This is a genomic window from Sulfuricella denitrificans skB26, from assembly GCF_000297055.2.
Classification (GTDB): Bacteria; Pseudomonadota; Gammaproteobacteria; order Burkholderiales; family Sulfuricellaceae; genus Sulfuricella; species Sulfuricella denitrificans.
The window spans coordinates 18069-34279 of the sequence record NC_022358.1 but is presented as its reverse complement, the minus strand read 5'-3'; the positions used below and the strand labels follow the sequence as shown (position 1 = coordinate 34279).

The window sequence follows — 16211 nt, the reverse complement described above, 5'->3', positions numbered from 1 at the left end:
AAATGGGCAAACCGGAATTTTTGGAGCTGCTGGCTTTTCACCTCGGGCCGCTGCACATCGGCGCCACGGTGCTCACTACCTGGCTGCTGATGGCCTTGTTGGTAGGGTTCGTCTGGTTCGGTACGCGGCGTCTGAGCGTAGATTCGCCCTCGCGCCTGCAAATGGCACTGGAAGGTACGGTGCTTGCCTTGCAGCAGGCGATTGAAGACACGGCGCCAGGCAACGACGCGCGGTTGCTGCCATTCATCGGCACTTTGTGGCTGTTTATCGCCGCGGCCAACCTGATGGGCCTGGTGCCGGGCCTGCGCTCGCCCACGGGCGACCTGTCGTTGACGGTGGCGCTGGCCATGCTGGTGTTCCTCTCGGTGCACTGGTTCGGCATCCGCATCGACGGTCTCAGGGCCTATTTGCGCCATTATCTCGACCCCAACCCGATCCTGCTGCCGTTTCACTTGCTGGGCGAGGTCACCCGCACCCTGGCCTTGGCGGTGCGCCTGTTCGGCAATATGATGAGCCTGGAGATGGCGGCGCTGCTGGTGCTGCTGGTGGCCGGTTTTCTCGCGCCGATACCGCTCCTCATGCTGCACATCGTCGAGGCGTTGGTTCAGGCCTATATTTTCGGCACGCTGGCACTGGTTTACGTGGCCGGCGCCCTGCAATCACATGAACTTAATAAAAAGGAGTAATCATTGATGGACAAGATGACCTGGTTTACCCTGCTTTCCACCGGCGGTGCGCTTGCCGCCATCGCCGTCGGTGTGATCTTTCCGGCCATCGCCATGGGGCGTGCCATCACCCAGGCGCTGGACGCCCTGGCGCGCCAGCCCGAGGCCGAGAAGGCGATCTCGCGCACGCTGTTCATCGGCCTGGCGATGATCGAATCACTGGCGATTTACGTGCTGGTGATTGTACTCATCGTGCTGTTCCGCAACCCGCTGCTCGAATACCTGCTGAAGTAGCCGCGCCATGGAATTCGATCTGACGACCTTTATCCTCGAAGTGATCAACTTCCTGGTGCTGGTGTGGCTGCTGAAGCATTTTTTCTACCGCCCGGTGCTGGCGGTGATCGAAAAACGCCAGGCCGAGACGGCGAAGACGATCGCGGACGCTGCGGCGATGCGGCGCGAAGCGGAAGGGCTGAAAAGCGAATGCCTGGGGCGGCTGGCGGGCGTGGATCAGGAACGCGTGGCGGCCAGGGCCGGGCTAGCCGAGGAAATCGCCGCCGAGCGGGTGCGGCGCCTGGCCGCCGTGGAGACTGAAGTCAATACTGACCGCCAACGCCGGCAAATGCTGGAGGCGCGCGAGAGAAGCGAGCACGAAGCGGCCCTGGAACGCGAAGCGGTGACCATTGCCGCCCGCTTCGCCAGCCGTTTTCTCGATCGCTTGGCTGGCCCCGAGCTGGAAGCCAAGCTGGTGGAGCTTGCCCTGAGCGAACTCGACGCCCTGGCGCCGGAGAAACTGGACGCCCTGCGCGATACCAGTGTGAGCATCAAGGTGGTCAGCGCCTATCCCCTTGACGATGCGCAGCGCGCGGCCTTCACCCTGGCTCTTGGTCGTCTGGCGGGCCGGACGATCTCACCCGAATTTAGCGATGATGCCGTGCTCAAGGCGGGTATCTGTATCATGGCCGGCTCCTGGGTGCTGATGGCCAACCTGCGCGACGAACTCAGTTTTTTCAGCGGGAACTTCGACCATGGTGGCTGAAGTCGGGCTGCTAGACCGCCTGGCGCGGCGGGTGGAAGATTACCGTTTTACCCTGCGGCTGGGCGAGAAAGGGCGAGTTGCCTCGGTGGGTGATGGCATCGCCTGGGTCTATGGCCTGCCCTCGGCGGCGGCGGAGGAAATCCTGCATTTCGAGGACGGCAGCCGTGGCATGGTGTTCGAATTGCAGAAGGAACGCCTCGGAGTAATCCTGCTCGACCCGGAGGCGAACGTTGCTTCCGGCTCCCTGGTTTCCCATACTGGCGAGCGGCTTGAGATCGGTGTCGGTGACGGACTACTCGGGCGTGTGGTGGACCCGCTGGGCAAGCCCCTCGACGCCATGCCGCCTTATGATGCCGACGGATTCTCCCCCTTGGAGGGGGCGTCGCCGCCCATCGTGGCACGGGACTTCGTCAATCGTCCGCTCTACACCGGCGCCAAGGTGGTCGATACCCTGATTCCCATCGGTCGCGGCCAGCGCCAGCTCATCATCGGCGATTCCGGCACCGGCAAGACCTCGCTCGCGCTGGACACCGTGGTGGCGCAAGCCGGGCAGGGAGTGAAGTGCGTTTACGTCATGATTGGGCAGAAGCGCTCCGAGGCGGCGCTGGTGATCGACCTGCTGCGGCGCCACGGTGCGCTGGCCTACACCACGGTGGTGGTTGGGGAGGCCACGGCCACGCCGGGCATGAAATATCTTGCCCCCTTCGCCGGCTGCGCCATCGCCGAGGGCTGGATGCGACGCGGCGAGGATACTCTGGTGATCTACGACGACCTCACCACCCACGCCCGCGCCTACCGCGAGCTGTCGCTCCTTATGCACCGCCCGCCGGGGCGCGAGGCCTATCCCGGCGACATCTTCTACCTGCACGCGCGCCTGCTCGAACGATCCACCCGGCTCTCGCCGGATCACGGCGGCGGCAGCTTGACTGCGCTGCCCTTGGTCGAAACCGAGGAAGGTGAAATTGCCGCCTACATCCCCACCAATCTCATTTCCATTACCGACGGTCAGATCTACCTCGACCGGCGTCTGTTTGCCGCCGGCATCCTGCCCGCAGTAGACGTGCCGCTGTCGGTGTCGCGCATCGGCGGCAAGGCGCAGCATCCGCGCATCCGTGAAGAGGCGAGCAGGATGAAGCTCGATTATCTGCAATTTCTCGAACTGGAGGTCTTCACCCGCTTCGGCACCAAACTGGAGGCGGGTACAGAGGTCAAGATCCGGCGCGGCCGGCTGTTGCGCGAAATCCTCAAGCAGGAACGTCTGAATCCTCTGCCCGCTACCTTCCACCTCGCCTGGATGATCGCCTTCAACACGGGGCTGCTCGATGCCTTCGAGCCGAATACCTTACCCGATGCGCTGCAAAAGATTCTGGCCGGCCTGGAACATGTGCCTCTGCCGCTAGATACAGGCCGGGACGAATGGCTGGTGCGGCTGAAAAACTGGCTTGATGATGTACCATGAGTGGCCAGGCCGAACTCTCGCAGCGCTTCGCGCGGCTCAAGGAAATCAGCGGCATCATGACGGCGATGAAAAGCCTGTCGCTGGTGGAAACGCGCAAGCTCGCCCGTTTCATCGGCCACCAGCGCCGCATGTTGGCCAACATTCAGGCTGCTGCTGCCGATTTCCTGAGCTTCTTCCCTGTCGCGAACGTGGGTGGGAAGCAGCCGGCGATCCTGTTGCTGATTGGCTCTGAGCGCGGTTTTTGCGGCAACTTCAACGAGCGCGTCCTCGCCGCCCTTGAAGCCCTTCCGATTGAGCAACCCGCTCCCGCGCTTCTGGTGGTAGGCCATCGTCTTGGGGTAAAGCTGGAAACCCACCCCGGCGTGATCGCCCGACTCGACGGCCCAACCATGACGGAAGACGTGCCTAGCGTGCTGAATCGCCTGATGGACGCCTTGCACATGGTGAGCCGGCAGCTTTCCGGCGATGGCGCGGCGCTCTTCAGTCTGGCCCATGAAGCCGAGGGCGAGCCAGCCCTGAAGCGCCTCTTGCCCTTCGATCCGCCGCACGCGCCGCACTTCGCGCATCCGCCGCGCCTGCAACTCGCGCCGCCAGAGTTTTTTTCCGAACTGCTCGACCAGTACCTCCTGGGGGCATTGTACGGCCTGCTCTACGAGTCGCTGGCGGCGGAAAACCGCCAGCGCCTTGCTCACATGGAACATGCGCTCGACCGCCTCGACGAAACCATCGCTAGCCTTGCCCTCAAGCGCAACGCTCTGCGCCAGGAAAAAATCGTGGAGGAAATCGAAGTGATCTTGTCCAGCCAGCAGGCATTCGCGGAAGAGAAATGAACGGAACAGATATACAGGGCAGCGTAGGGCCGGCGAATTAACCGGCCATAGCGCTAAAGTGGACTAGAATTTAAAGGTAATTTGCAAGGAGTGGGTCATGATGCGTTGGGTATTGATGGTTCTGGTTGTCCTTGTTCTTGCTGGCTGCGGCACAACGGCGCCACGGTTCGAACCCGAAAATGCGTCGGGCTGGTATTTTCCTGAATGGTTGGCTACTGCGCCGTACGTACCAAAATTCGAAGTTCGCGACACCGTGAACAAGTACGGCCGCTACGCCAGCGAGACCAAGACCATCACCATCAAAGATCTGATCAAGTTCCACGGTCACTTCTGCGGCGGTCTGGTGGAAGGTGCAACGGCCTTGCGCGTGGCGTTCGACCGGTTATTTCCTGACGGCATCATTGATCGCACCGACCTGCGCATCGCCTCCAACAACTCCGCCTGTGGCGGCGACGTGGCGTCCTATCTCACCGGCACCCGCACCCGTTTCGGCACTCACCTGATTGATCCAAAGCTCAGGGAAAGCGATTTCGTGGTGCAGCGGATTTCCACCGGCAAGACGGTGCGCGTGGTCATCAACGCCGCCACCTATCCCAAGGACGTGCGCACCCAGATGAAACAAATCGAGTCCGGCAGCTTTACTCCCGCTGACATCGACCTGTTCCAGGACTTGCAATGGGATTATGCGAAGAAGCTGGTGAGCCGGCCGGCAATCGAATCAGTGGACGTGACGGAAATTCCTGTCTACACATGGCCGGAGCCGCCTTGCAAGGACATGGGGAAACGCCGTGACAACGACTACAAGAACGTGCTGGAAGCGCACTGAATGCGTTTTGTAAGGTAGGAGGGGCGCTGGTGAATCGGTCCAGTAATCACGTTTTGAGGTGTTCGGTGATGATGAAGATCGGCATTCTGTGTCTCGGTTTGATGTTCGCCGTGCCCGCTTTTGCCCGCGAAGTTGAGACCGTGCTCATCGTTTCGATCGACGCCCTGCATCCCGACGCGTTGAGCGAAAAGACCTCGCCAACGCTATACGCCCTGATGCGGTCGGGGCGCTACACCTTGGCCGGGAAGAGCGTCGATCCGCCGAAAACCCTGATCGCACACACGGCGATGATGACCGGGCTCACGCCCGAGGAAAGCGGCAAGCAGGACAACGACTGGAAGCCGGGCATGCCGCAGGTGGCGAGGGAAACACTATTTGACGACGCTAGGCAGCGCGGATTTCGCACGGCCTTCTTTTACGCCAAACAGAAACTTGGTTATCTGCTCAGTTATGCGGTGGACGAGCATGCGCTGGCACGGGACGACGGCATTGACATGGCCCGTGCTTTTTTCAGCAAGGGTGGCAAGCGCTTCGCATTCCTGCACGTGAGCGGGCTCGAAGATGCAGGAACGGACTACGGCTGGCTCTCGCCGGAATACCTCGGCGAGCTTACTTATATCGACCTGGAGCTGGCGTCGTTGCTGGCCGATGTCGGCAAACGCGGCACCTACCTTATCGTCGTGACGAGTGATCATGCCGGACATGACCGCCAGCATGGCACCAGCCATCCCGATGACTTCAAGCTGCCGCTGATCATTGCCGCCGACCACAACCTTCCTCCGCTTTCAGCAGGCGCATTTCACATTACCGGGCTCAAGGACATCATGCAACAAATGTTTGCGGCCGATGAACCTCTGGCGATGGGAAAGCACGAACTGAAGCAGCAATAAGCCCGGTGAATGGTGCTGACGAAAGCAGTAAATAACTTATTATTGTGATAAACCCTGCGTTTTCAGAGATTCTGGCTAGTGTGAACCTGCGGGCATGGGGGTTTGCTTCCTGCGAATAAAGTACTTATTGGCAAACTTGTAAGAATATCATGATGTGCTAATGTTAAAAGGTGATTACCCCTTTACTAACCAGGAGTCTGAAATGAAAAAGATCATTTTCGTGCTCACGTTCTGCATCGCCAGCATTGGCTCAGCCTATGCCTTTGACCAAAAACTCTCCGAGCACTACCTGGAAATGACGTCGAAGATGGACCAGGCCGCGCTTGCTAAATCAACCGGCAATATCTCAGCGGCTAAAGTGTTAGAAATGATGGCGAAGAAAGAAGATTTCGTGTTTCTCGATGTGCGTACTCCCGCCGAGCAAGCAGTGGTGGGAATCTCTTACAAAAACACCCTCAACATTCCGATGAATGAATTGTTCAAGGCAGAAAATCTTGCCAAGTTGCCTACCAACAAACCGATCATCGTAGTTTGCCATGGCTGGAGCAGATCGGTGGGCGCTACCGCCATGCTGAAAAGTGTGGGATTCAATAATGCGATTTTCCTGAAAGGTGGTTTGGTTGATCTAGTCACAGCAACCACACCGTCTACGGCACCAGAAAAATAACCTTAGCATGTCACGTTTATCGTATTAGAGCCTACTCACGAAACGGAAGATATCGCGAATTAAGCAACTTCCTGTTTCAATGGGTAATCCTGAATCAGCACAGTCGCTGGCAATCCTAAACCCACAGACAAACGACGAATCATCTCCAGGGACATTGGCCGTACTCGGTTCAGAATATCCGATACCCGGCCACGCGGCCCGATGTAAGGTTCCATATCCTTGCGGGTCAGGCCGCGCGTCTCCATGATGTACTGCAGAAAATCGACAGGATCGGGAGCCTCTATTGGGAAGTGCTTTTTCTCATAAGTCTCGATGAGCAAAGACAGCACCTCCAACTTCTCTGCAGCCTCGCTGCCGTCGCCTGCGTCCCACAATGCCTCAATCTCAGTTAGCGTGCCCTGATAATCAGCTTCGGAGTGAATCGGTTTAATGTTCATGGCGTTGCTCCTAAATGGTAGCAGCATTAATACGGTCATATTCTGCATGAGTGCCGACGAATCGAACAAACATCAGACCCTGTGTGTAGCGAATAGCGACAACTAATCTGTAGTCGTTGCCTTTGATGTTGAATACGACCCGATTGTTGGGCAGAAAACTGGCATTCCTGTAAACCGCCTTGATGTCGGAAGGGGTCTCCCAGTCGGCATTACTAGTTTCAGCATACCAGCCACGTAGCGGAGTTTCTGCCTGGGGGTGACGTTCCCAACATTCTCGCAAAGTTCTAAAAGCAATGATGTGCATTTGGCATTCTAGACTGATACCGTATTGGTATCAAGTGTATTAAATCATCTGCTGTGGTTTTTAAAGATGGCAAGCTCATCAATTCAATGCCGTCTCCCTAATCCCAATCACATTCGCCCTGGAAATACTGTAACGCCTAGCCTGAGAACTGACCGATTCTCCTCGACCCAATGCCTCAAGAATCTCAATACGCTGCTCAGGCGTCGTCTTCGAAGGGCGCCCAATCTGTTTGCCTTCTTTCCTTGCTCGAGCCAAACCGGCATGTGTCCGTTCCACCATGAGATCGCGTTCCATCTCAGCTACAGCAGCCAGCATGGACATCAGCATTTTCCCGGCAGGGGAGGTAATATCAGTACCACCCAGTTGCAGGACAACAACTCGGATCTGTCGTTCGGCTAAATGCCGGGTGGTCTGGAGGACATCAAGAGCATCACGACCCAAACGATCGAGCTTGCTGACAACGAGCGTTTCGCCGTCACGGATTTTTTCGAGCAATTTGGCAAATTGCGGACGTTTTCCAGCAGGGACTTTTCCACTGACCCCGTCATCCGAAAACCAGTAATCGATTTTGAAGCCGGACTGCTCAATTTCCATTTTTTGATTTTCAGTGGTTTGCTGACCGGTCGAAACCCGACTGTATCCAAAAATCGCCATTTTGCCCTCCGAGACTGTTAGAAAACGATGTCTATAATACAGGCCTGTTAGATATTACGCAAGTACACTTTCTAACAGTTTCTACTGGATTCTTTGCCCCTGTGTTAAAAACGTTCGGTTTCTGACAGGGCCAAATCCACTTTTTCTGGCTGTCCATCATGGACAGATAATTTTCAGCGTACATTTGAGAAAAGTAGTAAAAAGTTAGCTGTCCGAAAATTCACCAACTTGCTCCCGCCCAAATTACCAAATAGTTTTTACATGCGGGTAAGCACGAATTTTTTCGTCCTTGGTGACCAGAGGCACAGCAAGTTTTCTGGCTGTTGCCACAATCATTCTATCCGCAGGATCTTTGTGGAACTCGCCAGGCAGTTCAACGGACTTTGTGGCGATTTCGATATCGACAGGCATAAAGCTGACCGCTTCAATTTCGGCAACGGTTGAAAGCCAGGCATTAACTTCCATTGACAACACCAAACGCTGGTTTGCAACCAGCATGGAAATTTCCCATGCTGAGATAGCAGAAATAATGATGTCACCACCTTCAAGCTCTCGATTGATCTCATCCTTAGCTGTTTTGCTAAGTGCAGCATCGCCTGTAACCCACCATATAAGAGTGTGTGTATCCAGTACGATCACTGTGCAGCCTCCCAGTCATTCTCACCCACAGGGTCAGTGGGCTTTTCGTAGCGGATTACGGACCCACGCAAAATATCCAGGGGAGGGCGCGCTCTTCCGCGATAGGGACGAACTTCCAGAGTCGGTTTGCCATGATCGGTAACAATGACGGTTTCGCCGGATGCTTCGACTTGGCGAAAGTACTCAAGGGCTTTGGATTTGAATTCGGATTTAGAGATAAGCTGGTTGTTCATGGTTAACTCCTATAGTCATACGCCTGTAGTCATATAATAGGCAGATATGACTATATGGTCAAGTCATTTTTGATGGTGGGAAAGCGGGGGGGCTTTTACGGACGGGTATATATGGTTTTCTTGCCTCTTTACCATGCTCTTTGTCTCTTTAATTTCTACTCTTGGTGTGTGTAGTATTAAAGGTCATTTAAGATCTTTGTCTGGGTATTTGATCTTGATTTTGTAAGACGTAAGTCAAATTTAGGCAAACGAAGTGCGCCAGGCCGGAGGCAGACACTCGCAAGGAGACGGTTGAGTTTTTTGGAATCGGTGACCTGCCGATTTTCCACGGGCCAAGCCGGTGGAAAACAAAAAAATCAATCGGCGGGTGCGGAGATTTTCGACGGTCAATATTATTTACAGATTTTTTACGTAAACTTTTCTGGGTTTGGGTGACGGTCCCTTCATCGGCCATTGCGGCCGGTCAGCGAGGCTCGAAAATTGGCACAGGAGAATGACTGCTTTCAGTTTGAGGAAATAATTTTGGTATGCAGAATTAATGACTGCCCCAGATCCAGCACCAGTCATTTTCAATATTTATTGGGAAATATTCGCGGAAACTAACTTGAATGACGGCTTCCAGAAAAGCTAGTCGGCAGCACCCGACCCAAACAGATATTTAGATTCAGAAGGTGATTTGCGGCAGGTGCCCCCTTGTGATCAGAGGATTACAAATCTCCGCCATCGCTCAACTATGCATAGAAACTTCCCATCTTGCTTACGTAGTGCGTTAAAGGTTTTGGACAGGAAAAAGGCCGGGGAATTGCTTCACCCAGCCTGAATAACTTACTTTGGATTGAATTTCACTCGCCTTGGTAAACGATATCTGAACGACGGTTTTCCTTCCAGCAGGATTCATCATGACAAGCAGTACGGGGTTTCTCTTCACCGAAACTGACAACCTCGATCTGGCTATCTGATGCACCGAACACATTCATTATCTTCTTTACGCTGTCGGCACGGCGATTGCCCAGAGCAATATTGTATTCGCGACTACCACGCTCATCGCAATTGCCCTGCACGGTAAGCTTGGCATTTTTATTACTGGTCAAATACTTGGAATGCGCCTCGATCATCGGCGTGTATTCATCCTTCACGTCAGATTTGTCGAAATCATAATATACGCTGCGCTTGGACAGGATGTTGTTGGGGTCTTTCAGGGGATTGGTTGTTACCGATTGTTGACCAGCGGACTGGGTATTAATACTAGCCTGTTTCGCCGCACTGTTCTCGGCCGCCGTCTTGGGCTGATCCTTAACGTCCTGTCCAGCACAAGCTGCCAACAGGCTGACCAACAAAACGCTGAATAATGTTTTTTTCATCTCATACTCTCCTTAATTTTAGTACACCGTTAAATTACTTCGCTCTTCAATACTCAACTCCTTGTAAATCCCCACTCCCAAAATGTTGCACTTGGTTTTTGAACGCGCCCCTCATTGCTTTTGACGGATCTCTTCGGTGGGGGCGTTTACCAATACGGAACTGGCGCACTTCTACATGCCAGGGCGGCATCTGTTGGCTTTGGTCGCATAAAAACGCAACCGTACATAATCAGCTGTCCAGCTGCCATCGGCGTTGCTTAGTTTCGTGCGACACAACCCCGCCGCTTCTTCAAGGAACTGCATATGCTCCGACGCAGGCAAGGCCGCAGTGAAACTTTTGGCAAACGTTTCGAGCCAACCCACCAAGTCGCCAGGCAAAGGCGTCGGGCGAGGAACAAGCATGATCGTATTGACAGTAAACCCGCGCGCTTCTAAGTGGTTCTTATATTCCTCAATACCTGGAAAGTACCAAGGATTAACGGCCTTTGCTTCAATCCCGCGTTTAACGAGCATCGATTCCAAAGCCGCTACAATAGTTGCCACGTTGCCGTAGCCACCAAACTCGCCCACGAACCGTCCGCCCGGCTTGAGCGCCTTCCAGACACCCGCAATAACTTTCTCGGGTTGTTTCATCCAATGAAGTGCCGCGTTGGTAAATACGGCATCAAACTTGCACTTGTATTGAAGAGAATGCCCATCCATCACGTAGGCATCCAACCCAAGCGACAGTGCTGCCGTTATCATTTCCTGACTGGCATCAACACCGACAACTTGGCAGCCAAAGTCAGCCAGCTTTTTGGTCAACGGCCCATCACCGCACCCTAAATCCAGAATGCACTCACCCGCGCACGGTGCCAGCAGTTCAACTACCGGCATACCAAGGTCGGAAACAAAGCGGGCATTTTTAGAATATTGCACTGGGTTCCAAGTTTGCCTTGTCGCAACGGTCATGACTATTCCTCAATTATTTCCATAAAATAAACCACCGAGAAGCTAAACTTGGTAGGAAACCCCCGCCGTTATTCGATGATCTTGCATTACGCTTGTGGTATGGCTCAAACCAGCACATGGCGCGTCTCCACAAAAAAACGGTGGATCTGCTGCTCTATTTGCGAATCGACCATCACCTCAGGCCGCTTGCCATTCGGGCAGGCGAGCCGTGGCGTCGTTCCAAACAGACGGCAGATCAGCGGGCGCTCTGCATAGACTTGGCAGCCATTGCCCCCAAGGTGCGGACAGCTCAAATCAGCAAGTGCCGCTTCATGCTCCTTATCGCTTTTGATTGGGAGCCTTGCCATCTCTTCGGTAGAGGCGGTTACCGGCCCACAGCAATCATGGCAACCGGGTTCGCACTCGAACGATGGAATGCGTGCTCGGAAAAACCTGATTTTCTGGCTATTGCTTGTCATGACCCGAGCGTCCTCGGCAAACCCCTGCCCCCATTTTTAATCCATCAACTTGCGAGCTTCCGCCACTTGCCCACGGTAGGCTTCATAGATATGCTTGAGCGCATCCGCCATGGTGACCGAAGGTTTCCAGTCGAGGTCTTTCATGGTGTTGTCGATTTTCGGCACGCGGTTCTGCACGTCCTGATAGCCCTTGCCGTAGTAGTCGGCGGAGGTGACTTCCAGCATTTTGACCTTTTGTGCGGTTTCCTTGTACTCGGGATAATGTTTGGCGAGTTCGAGCATCATCTGCGCCAGTTCTTTCACCGAGTAGTTGTTGGTCGGGTTGCCGATGTTGTAGATCTGGCCGGTTGCCACGCCATTCTTGTTTTCGATGATCTTCATCAGCGCGTCGATGCCATCCGAGGCGTAGGTGTAGGAGCGCTTGGCTGTGCCGCCGTCCACCAGCTTGATATCCTCGCCGCGTACGATGTGGCCGAGGAACTGGGTGATCACGCGCGAGCTGCCTTCCTTGGCGGTGTTGATGTTGTCCAGCCCGGCGCCGATCCAGTTGAAGGGGCGGAACAGGGTGAAATTGAATTCGGTCTTCAGGGCGTAGGCGAAGATTACCCGATCCATCAGCTGCTTGGAGCAGGAGTAGATCCAGCGCGGCTTGTTGATCGGGCCGAGAATCAGCTCGGAATTCTCCGGGTCGAATTCCTCGTCGCGGCACATGCCGTAGACTTCGGAGGTGGAGGGGAAAATCAGGTGCTTGCCGTACTGGACGCACTGGCGCACGATCGGCAGGTTGGCTTCGAAGTCCAGTTCGAAAACCTTGAGCGGTTCCTTGACGTAGGTCGCGGGGGTAGCGATGGCAACCAGCGGTAATATGACATCGCACTTCTTGACGTGGTACTCGATCCACTCCTTGTTGATGGTGATGTCACCTTCAAAGAAGTTGAAGCGCGGGTTGGCCATCAGCTCGGTGACGCGCTCGCTGTACATGTCCATGCCGTAGACTTCCCAATCGGTCGTCTCGAGTATGCGTTTGGAAAGGTGGTGGCCAATAAAGCCATTCACGCCCAGGATCAGGACTTTTTTCATCGTTTTTTCCTTAATTGGAATGATATTGTCGGCTCAATTCATGCACCGCAGCAACCATGGCGGCGGCATTTTCCGGCTTGGTGAACTGGGAAATACCGTGTCCCAGGTTGAATACATGGCCGCTGCCCGAGCCGTAGCTGTGCAGGACTTTGCCGACTTCGGCGTGGATGGTGTCGGGGTTGCTGAACAGCACCGCCGGATCGAGATTGCCTTGTAGCGCCACTTTGTCGCCAACGCGGCGACGTGCTTCGCCGATGTCCACCGTCCAGTCCAGGCCGATGGCCTCGCAACCGCTGGCAGCGATGCTTTCCAGCCACAGTCCACCGCCCTTGGTAAAGACGATACACGGCACCTTTGCGCCGTCATGTTCGTGTTTCAGGCCTTCAACAATCTGCTTTGTGTAGGCCAGCGAGAACTCATGATAAGCCGCGTGTGACAGCGCTCCACCCCAGGAGTCGAAAATCATTACCGCCTGGGCACCGGCCTCGATCTGCGCGTTGAGGTAGACGGTGACGGCTCGGGCGTTGACGTCAAGAATGTGGTGCAGTAGCTCTGGGCGCTGATAAAGCATCGTCTTGACTCTAATAAAATCCGAGCTGCTGCGGCCTTCCACCATGTAGCAAGCCAGCGTAAATGGGCTGCCGGCAAAGCCGATCAGCGGTACTTCATTATTCAGCGCCTTGCGGATCTGGCTGACGGCATCCATGACATAGCGCAGATGGACGAGATCGGGTACAACCAGGTCGTAGATTTCTTTCTCATCGTGCAGTGGCCGCTTAAATTTCGGCCCTTCTCCAGTGCTGAAATACAGCCCCAAGCCCATCGCATCTGGAATGGTAAGAATGTCTGAAAACAGGATGGCGGCATCAAGCGGAAAACGCGCCAGTGGCTGCAAGGTGGCTTCCGTGGCGAGGTCCGGATTTTTACACAGACCAAGAAAATCACCGGCCCTGCTGCGCGTCCGCCTGTATTCCGGCAGGTAGCGACCTGCCTGGCGCATCATCCACACTGGTGTGTATTCGGTTGGCTGGCGCAGCAGGGCGCGTAGGAAAGTATCATTTTTGAGCTTGGTCATGGAAATTTGCCCGGTTAATAAATAAACTCAAGCGACCGATTTTGGCCGCTTCCTCTTTAGCAGCTACTGGGATGTTCCGACAGTTAGCGAGAAGGCTGCCAGATCGGTACGGTGTTCGGCACCAATCGTTCGCCAGAAAGCCAGGCCAGCGGCGTTATCCGTCTCGACGAATAAATGCACTTTGGTAATGTCTATCCGGTTCAACTCCTTGAGCACAGCCTGCACTAAGCGCCGCCCTATCCCTTGCCGTCGATGTGTCTCCGCGACAGCCAAATGGTAAAGGTGCGCACGCCGGCTATCATGCCCAACCAGCACCGCCCCAATCAGATGATCTGCTTCCCACGCACCAAGGCATAACCCAGAATTTCTGGCGATAAAGCGGAGAAAAAACGTCTCGGAAGCGCTTTCCTGCCGCAGGCGTATGCCATCGCACCCTTGCCAAAGCGCCATCGCCGCTGCGTAATCTTCTGTCCTCAAGGGGTAAATTTCAACCCTGTTTTTCAGCAAAGCGCAGATTCCAATCCTGTTTTTAAACTTAGGCATGTTGCATCAAATTTTCATTCTATGTTAATGTGATTATAATACTATTTTTAGTTAACGCACATCAATTTAAGAAAACAATGATTGCCCTACATGAAGCCTATCGCGCAGGTTTGCTGCACCGTAAATACTGGGCATCCAACCTTGTTTCCGGACTTATCGTCGGGGTGGTGGCCTTGCCGCTGGCGATGGCCTTCGCCATTGCATCTGGAGTAAAACCGGAGCAGGGGCTTTACACCGCCATCATCGCGGGCTTGTTGGTGTCTGTTTTTGGTGGCACCCGGCTTCAAATCGCCGGGCCAACTGGCGCATTTATTGTCATTCTGGCCACGATTGCGGCCAAGCATGGTGTCGATGGTTTGCAAATCGCCACATTGATGGCCGGGGTTATGCTCTTGCTGATGGGGTTCGCCAAGATGGGCGTGGTCATCAAGTTTATTCCAGCGCCAGTCATCGTCGGCTTCACCGCCGGAATCGGCGTTATTATCTGGGTAGGGCAATGGAAAGACTTTTTTGGGCTACCCAAAATAGCCGGAGAACATTTCCATGAGAAGTTCTTGCATCTCATTGAGGTGTTGCCGCAACTCCAGCTTGCGACTACAGCGCTGGCGGTGTTAAGCCTGCTGCTGATAACGCTTTCGCCCAGGATTCGCGGACTAAAGCACATCCCCGGACCATTGCTGGCAATGGTGGTTGCAACCGCGCTCCAGTCAATCTTCAAATTCGACGGCGTTGAAACCATCGGCAGCGCCTTTGGCGGTATCCCGCAAACCTTGCCTGCTTTTGCTCTTCCGTCGGTCACGCTGGCTCGCGTAATCGAGCTGATCGGGCCTGCCTTCACTATCGCCATGCTCGGCGCTATCGAGTCCCTGCTGTCCGCCGTGGTGGCGGACGGCATGGCCGGAACCCGGCACGATTCGAACCAGGAACTGATCGGGCAAGGAATTGCCAATATCGCGGCACCCCTGTTCGGTGGATTTGCCGCAACCGGGGCAATTGCACGTACCGCAACCAATATTCGTAATGGGGGCACTAGCCCGCTTGCCGGCATCATCCATGCGATCACACTCGTGCTTATTATCCTGATCCTGGCGCCGCTGGCGGCCAGCATACCACTTGCCGCGCTGGCGGCCATTTTATTCGTCGTCGCTTACAACATGAGTGAGATGAAACACTTTGCGCACATGGTGCGGCGCGCGCCGCAGGCGGACGTGGCGATTCTCCTGATTACCTTTGGGTTGACTGTGTTTACCGATCTAGTGGTGGCGGTCAATATCGGTGTCATCCTCGCCACATTACAGTTCTTGCGCCGCATGGCTTCCTCCGTAGAGGTGCAGCAGGTCGCCGAGAAAGAACTTGAAATGGAACTGACCTATCAGGGATTGACAACCTTACCACCTGGCGTGCTGGTCTATGCCATCGATGGGCCGTTCTTCTTCGGTGCCGTGGAAAATTTCGAGCAGACATTGGCACAAACTCATACTGATCCGCGCATTCTGGTCATTCGATTGCGCCGGGTGCCGTTCATGGATATTACCGGCTTGCAAACCTTGGAAGAGGCGATTCTCAATCTGGAAGCGCGCGGCATTCGCATCATTTTGTGCGAGGCAAACGAGCGCGTGAGAGAAAAGCTGGATAAGACGGGCATTCTTGCTGCTATCGAACCGGAAGATTATTTTAATGACTTTGCGACCGCGATCGTCCGGTGCAACCTACTGGTAGGAACGAACCCGAAAATAGCTCAGGAAAAGCAGGCGGTTTTAAGCGAGTATGCAGAAGGCATGTTAAAAACAAGCGAAATTTATCTGCGTGGTCGCCCCCAATAGCCATAGGGGGTGGCCTTCACTTGGCCCCTTTCGATCCAGCTGCACCAATCTTGTTTTTGGTGGCGTAATCCATGCCGTGGAGTTTCATGTAATCGCGGATCATCTGCCTAACCACTTGGGAGGGAGTAAGGTCTTGCGCCGCACACAGCTCCTCAAAGGCTTTTTTCTTTACGGGGTCGATTAGAAGGGTAAGGCGAGCGGTCTTGGTTTCCATGATTGTTTTTTGGATGTAAATGTTAATCATATTAACATTATATGTATCTTGTGGCGATATGTT

At 54.7% G+C, this 16211-nt stretch carries 21 protein-coding genes; 9 read left to right on the top strand and 12 right to left on the bottom strand.

Going from position 1 to position 16211, the window contains the following annotated elements; all coding sequences use genetic code 11:
- Nucleotides 1-2 precede the first annotated feature (2 nt).
- The 8 genes from SCD_RS15220 (at nt 3) to SCD_RS15185 (ending at nt 6376) form a co-directional block, all read left to right on the top strand.
- Nucleotides 3-686, top strand: coding sequence for a F0F1 ATP synthase subunit A (locus tag SCD_RS15220; protein ID WP_009207788.1), 684 nt, complete (start codon nt 3-5; stop codon nt 684-686).
- Between the two features lie 6 nt (nt 687-692).
- The gene (gene atpE / locus SCD_RS15215; RefSeq protein ID WP_021035842.1) at nt 693-959 is read left to right on the top strand and encodes an ATP synthase F0 subunit C; all 267 of its coding nucleotides are present in this window, start codon (nt 693-695) and stop codon (nt 957-959) included.
- A gap of 7 nt (nt 960-966) precedes the next feature.
- A complete protein-coding gene (locus SCD_RS15210) occupies nt 967-1704 on the top strand; it encodes a F0F1 ATP synthase subunit delta (protein WP_009207786.1) in 738 nt (245 codons plus the stop codon).
- On the top strand, nt 1694-3163 hold the full coding sequence (locus SCD_RS15205; protein ID WP_009207785.1) for a F0F1 ATP synthase subunit alpha: 1470 nt from the start codon (nt 1694-1696) through the stop codon (nt 3161-3163). The genes SCD_RS15210 and SCD_RS15205 overlap by 11 nt, the downstream gene beginning before the upstream one ends.
- Complete coding sequence (locus tag SCD_RS15200) at nt 3160-3993, top strand: F0F1 ATP synthase subunit gamma (RefSeq protein WP_009207784.1); 834 nt, start codon at nt 3160-3162, stop codon at nt 3991-3993. Before SCD_RS15205 ends, SCD_RS15200 begins: the two co-directional genes overlap by 4 nt.
- Before the next feature lie 97 nt (nt 3994-4090).
- A complete protein-coding gene (locus SCD_RS15195) occupies nt 4091-4819 on the top strand; it encodes a formylmethanofuran dehydrogenase subunit E family protein (protein ID WP_009207783.1) in 729 nt (242 codons plus the stop codon).
- 29 nt (nt 4820-4848) lie between these two features.
- Nucleotides 4849-5709: an alkaline phosphatase family protein gene (locus SCD_RS15190; RefSeq protein ID WP_148290873.1), complete on the top strand. Its 861-nt coding sequence runs from the start codon at nt 4849-4851 to the stop codon at nt 5707-5709.
- 202 nt (nt 5710-5911) lie between these two features.
- Nucleotides 5912-6376, top strand: a complete 465-nt coding sequence (locus SCD_RS15185) for a rhodanese-like domain-containing protein (RefSeq protein WP_041674332.1) — start codon at nt 5912-5914, stop codon at nt 6374-6376.
- A 59-nt stretch (nt 6377-6435) separates the two neighbouring features.
- On the opposite strand, the gene SCD_RS15180 is transcribed toward SCD_RS15185, so the two are convergent.
- The 11 genes from SCD_RS15180 to SCD_RS15130 form a co-directional block, all read right to left on the bottom strand.
- Nucleotides 6436-6813, bottom strand: coding sequence for a helix-turn-helix domain-containing protein (locus SCD_RS15180; RefSeq protein ID WP_009207780.1), 378 nt, complete (start codon nt 6811-6813; stop codon nt 6436-6438).
- A 10-nt stretch (nt 6814-6823) separates the two neighbouring features.
- Nucleotides 6824-7117, bottom strand: coding sequence for a type II toxin-antitoxin system HigB family toxin (locus tag SCD_RS15175; protein ID WP_009207779.1), 294 nt, complete (start codon nt 7115-7117; stop codon nt 6824-6826).
- 78 nt (nt 7118-7195) lie between these two features.
- Nucleotides 7196-7771: a recombinase family protein gene (locus tag SCD_RS15170; protein WP_009207778.1), complete on the bottom strand. Its 576-nt coding sequence runs from the start codon at nt 7769-7771 to the stop codon at nt 7196-7198.
- 243 nt (nt 7772-8014) lie between these two features.
- Entirely contained in the window at nt 8015-8410 is a 396-nt protein-coding gene (locus SCD_RS15165; protein WP_009207777.1) for a type II toxin-antitoxin system VapC family toxin, read from the bottom strand.
- On the bottom strand, nt 8407-8643 hold the full coding sequence (locus SCD_RS15160) for a type II toxin-antitoxin system Phd/YefM family antitoxin (RefSeq protein WP_009207776.1): 237 nt from the start codon (nt 8641-8643) through the stop codon (nt 8407-8409). Before SCD_RS15160 ends, SCD_RS15165 begins: the two co-directional genes overlap by 4 nt.
- An 842-nt stretch (nt 8644-9485) precedes the next feature.
- Nucleotides 9486-10004 (bottom strand): peptidoglycan-associated lipoprotein Pal, encoded by a 519-nt coding sequence (gene pal, locus SCD_RS15155; RefSeq protein ID WP_009207775.1) that lies wholly within the window; start codon nt 10002-10004, stop codon nt 9486-9488.
- Between the two features lie 171 nt (nt 10005-10175).
- Complete coding sequence (locus tag SCD_RS15150; RefSeq protein ID WP_009207774.1) at nt 10176-10955, bottom strand: class I SAM-dependent methyltransferase; 780 nt, start codon at nt 10953-10955, stop codon at nt 10176-10178.
- 104 nt (nt 10956-11059) lie between these two features.
- Nucleotides 11060-11413 carry a YkgJ family cysteine cluster protein gene (locus SCD_RS15145; RefSeq protein ID WP_041674330.1) on the bottom strand — a complete coding sequence of 118 codons (354 nt, stop codon included), beginning with the start codon at nt 11411-11413 and terminating at the stop codon, nt 11060-11062.
- A 36-nt stretch (nt 11414-11449) separates the two neighbouring features.
- Complete coding sequence (locus SCD_RS15140) at nt 11450-12493, bottom strand: bifunctional UDP-4-keto-pentose/UDP-xylose synthase (RefSeq protein WP_009207773.1); 1044 nt, start codon at nt 12491-12493, stop codon at nt 11450-11452.
- A 10-nt stretch (nt 12494-12503) separates the two neighbouring features.
- A complete protein-coding gene (gene hemE, locus SCD_RS15135; protein WP_009207772.1) occupies nt 12504-13568 on the bottom strand; it encodes a uroporphyrinogen decarboxylase in 1065 nt (354 codons plus the stop codon).
- 63 nt (nt 13569-13631) lie between these two features.
- Nucleotides 13632-14045, bottom strand: coding sequence for a GNAT family N-acetyltransferase (locus SCD_RS15130; protein ID WP_161626952.1), 414 nt, complete (start codon nt 14043-14045; stop codon nt 13632-13634).
- Between the two features lie 143 nt (nt 14046-14188).
- Between SCD_RS15130 and SCD_RS15125 the strand changes: the two genes are divergently transcribed.
- Nucleotides 14189-15934, top strand: coding sequence for a SulP family inorganic anion transporter (locus tag SCD_RS15125; RefSeq protein WP_009207771.1), 1746 nt, complete (start codon nt 14189-14191; stop codon nt 15932-15934).
- A 16-nt stretch (nt 15935-15950) separates the two neighbouring features.
- On the opposite strand, the gene SCD_RS15120 is transcribed toward SCD_RS15125, so the two are convergent.
- Nucleotides 15951-16148, bottom strand: coding sequence for a hypothetical protein (locus tag SCD_RS15120; RefSeq protein ID WP_021035841.1), 198 nt, complete (start codon nt 16146-16148; stop codon nt 15951-15953).
- Nucleotides 16149-16211: the final 63 nt, after the last annotated feature.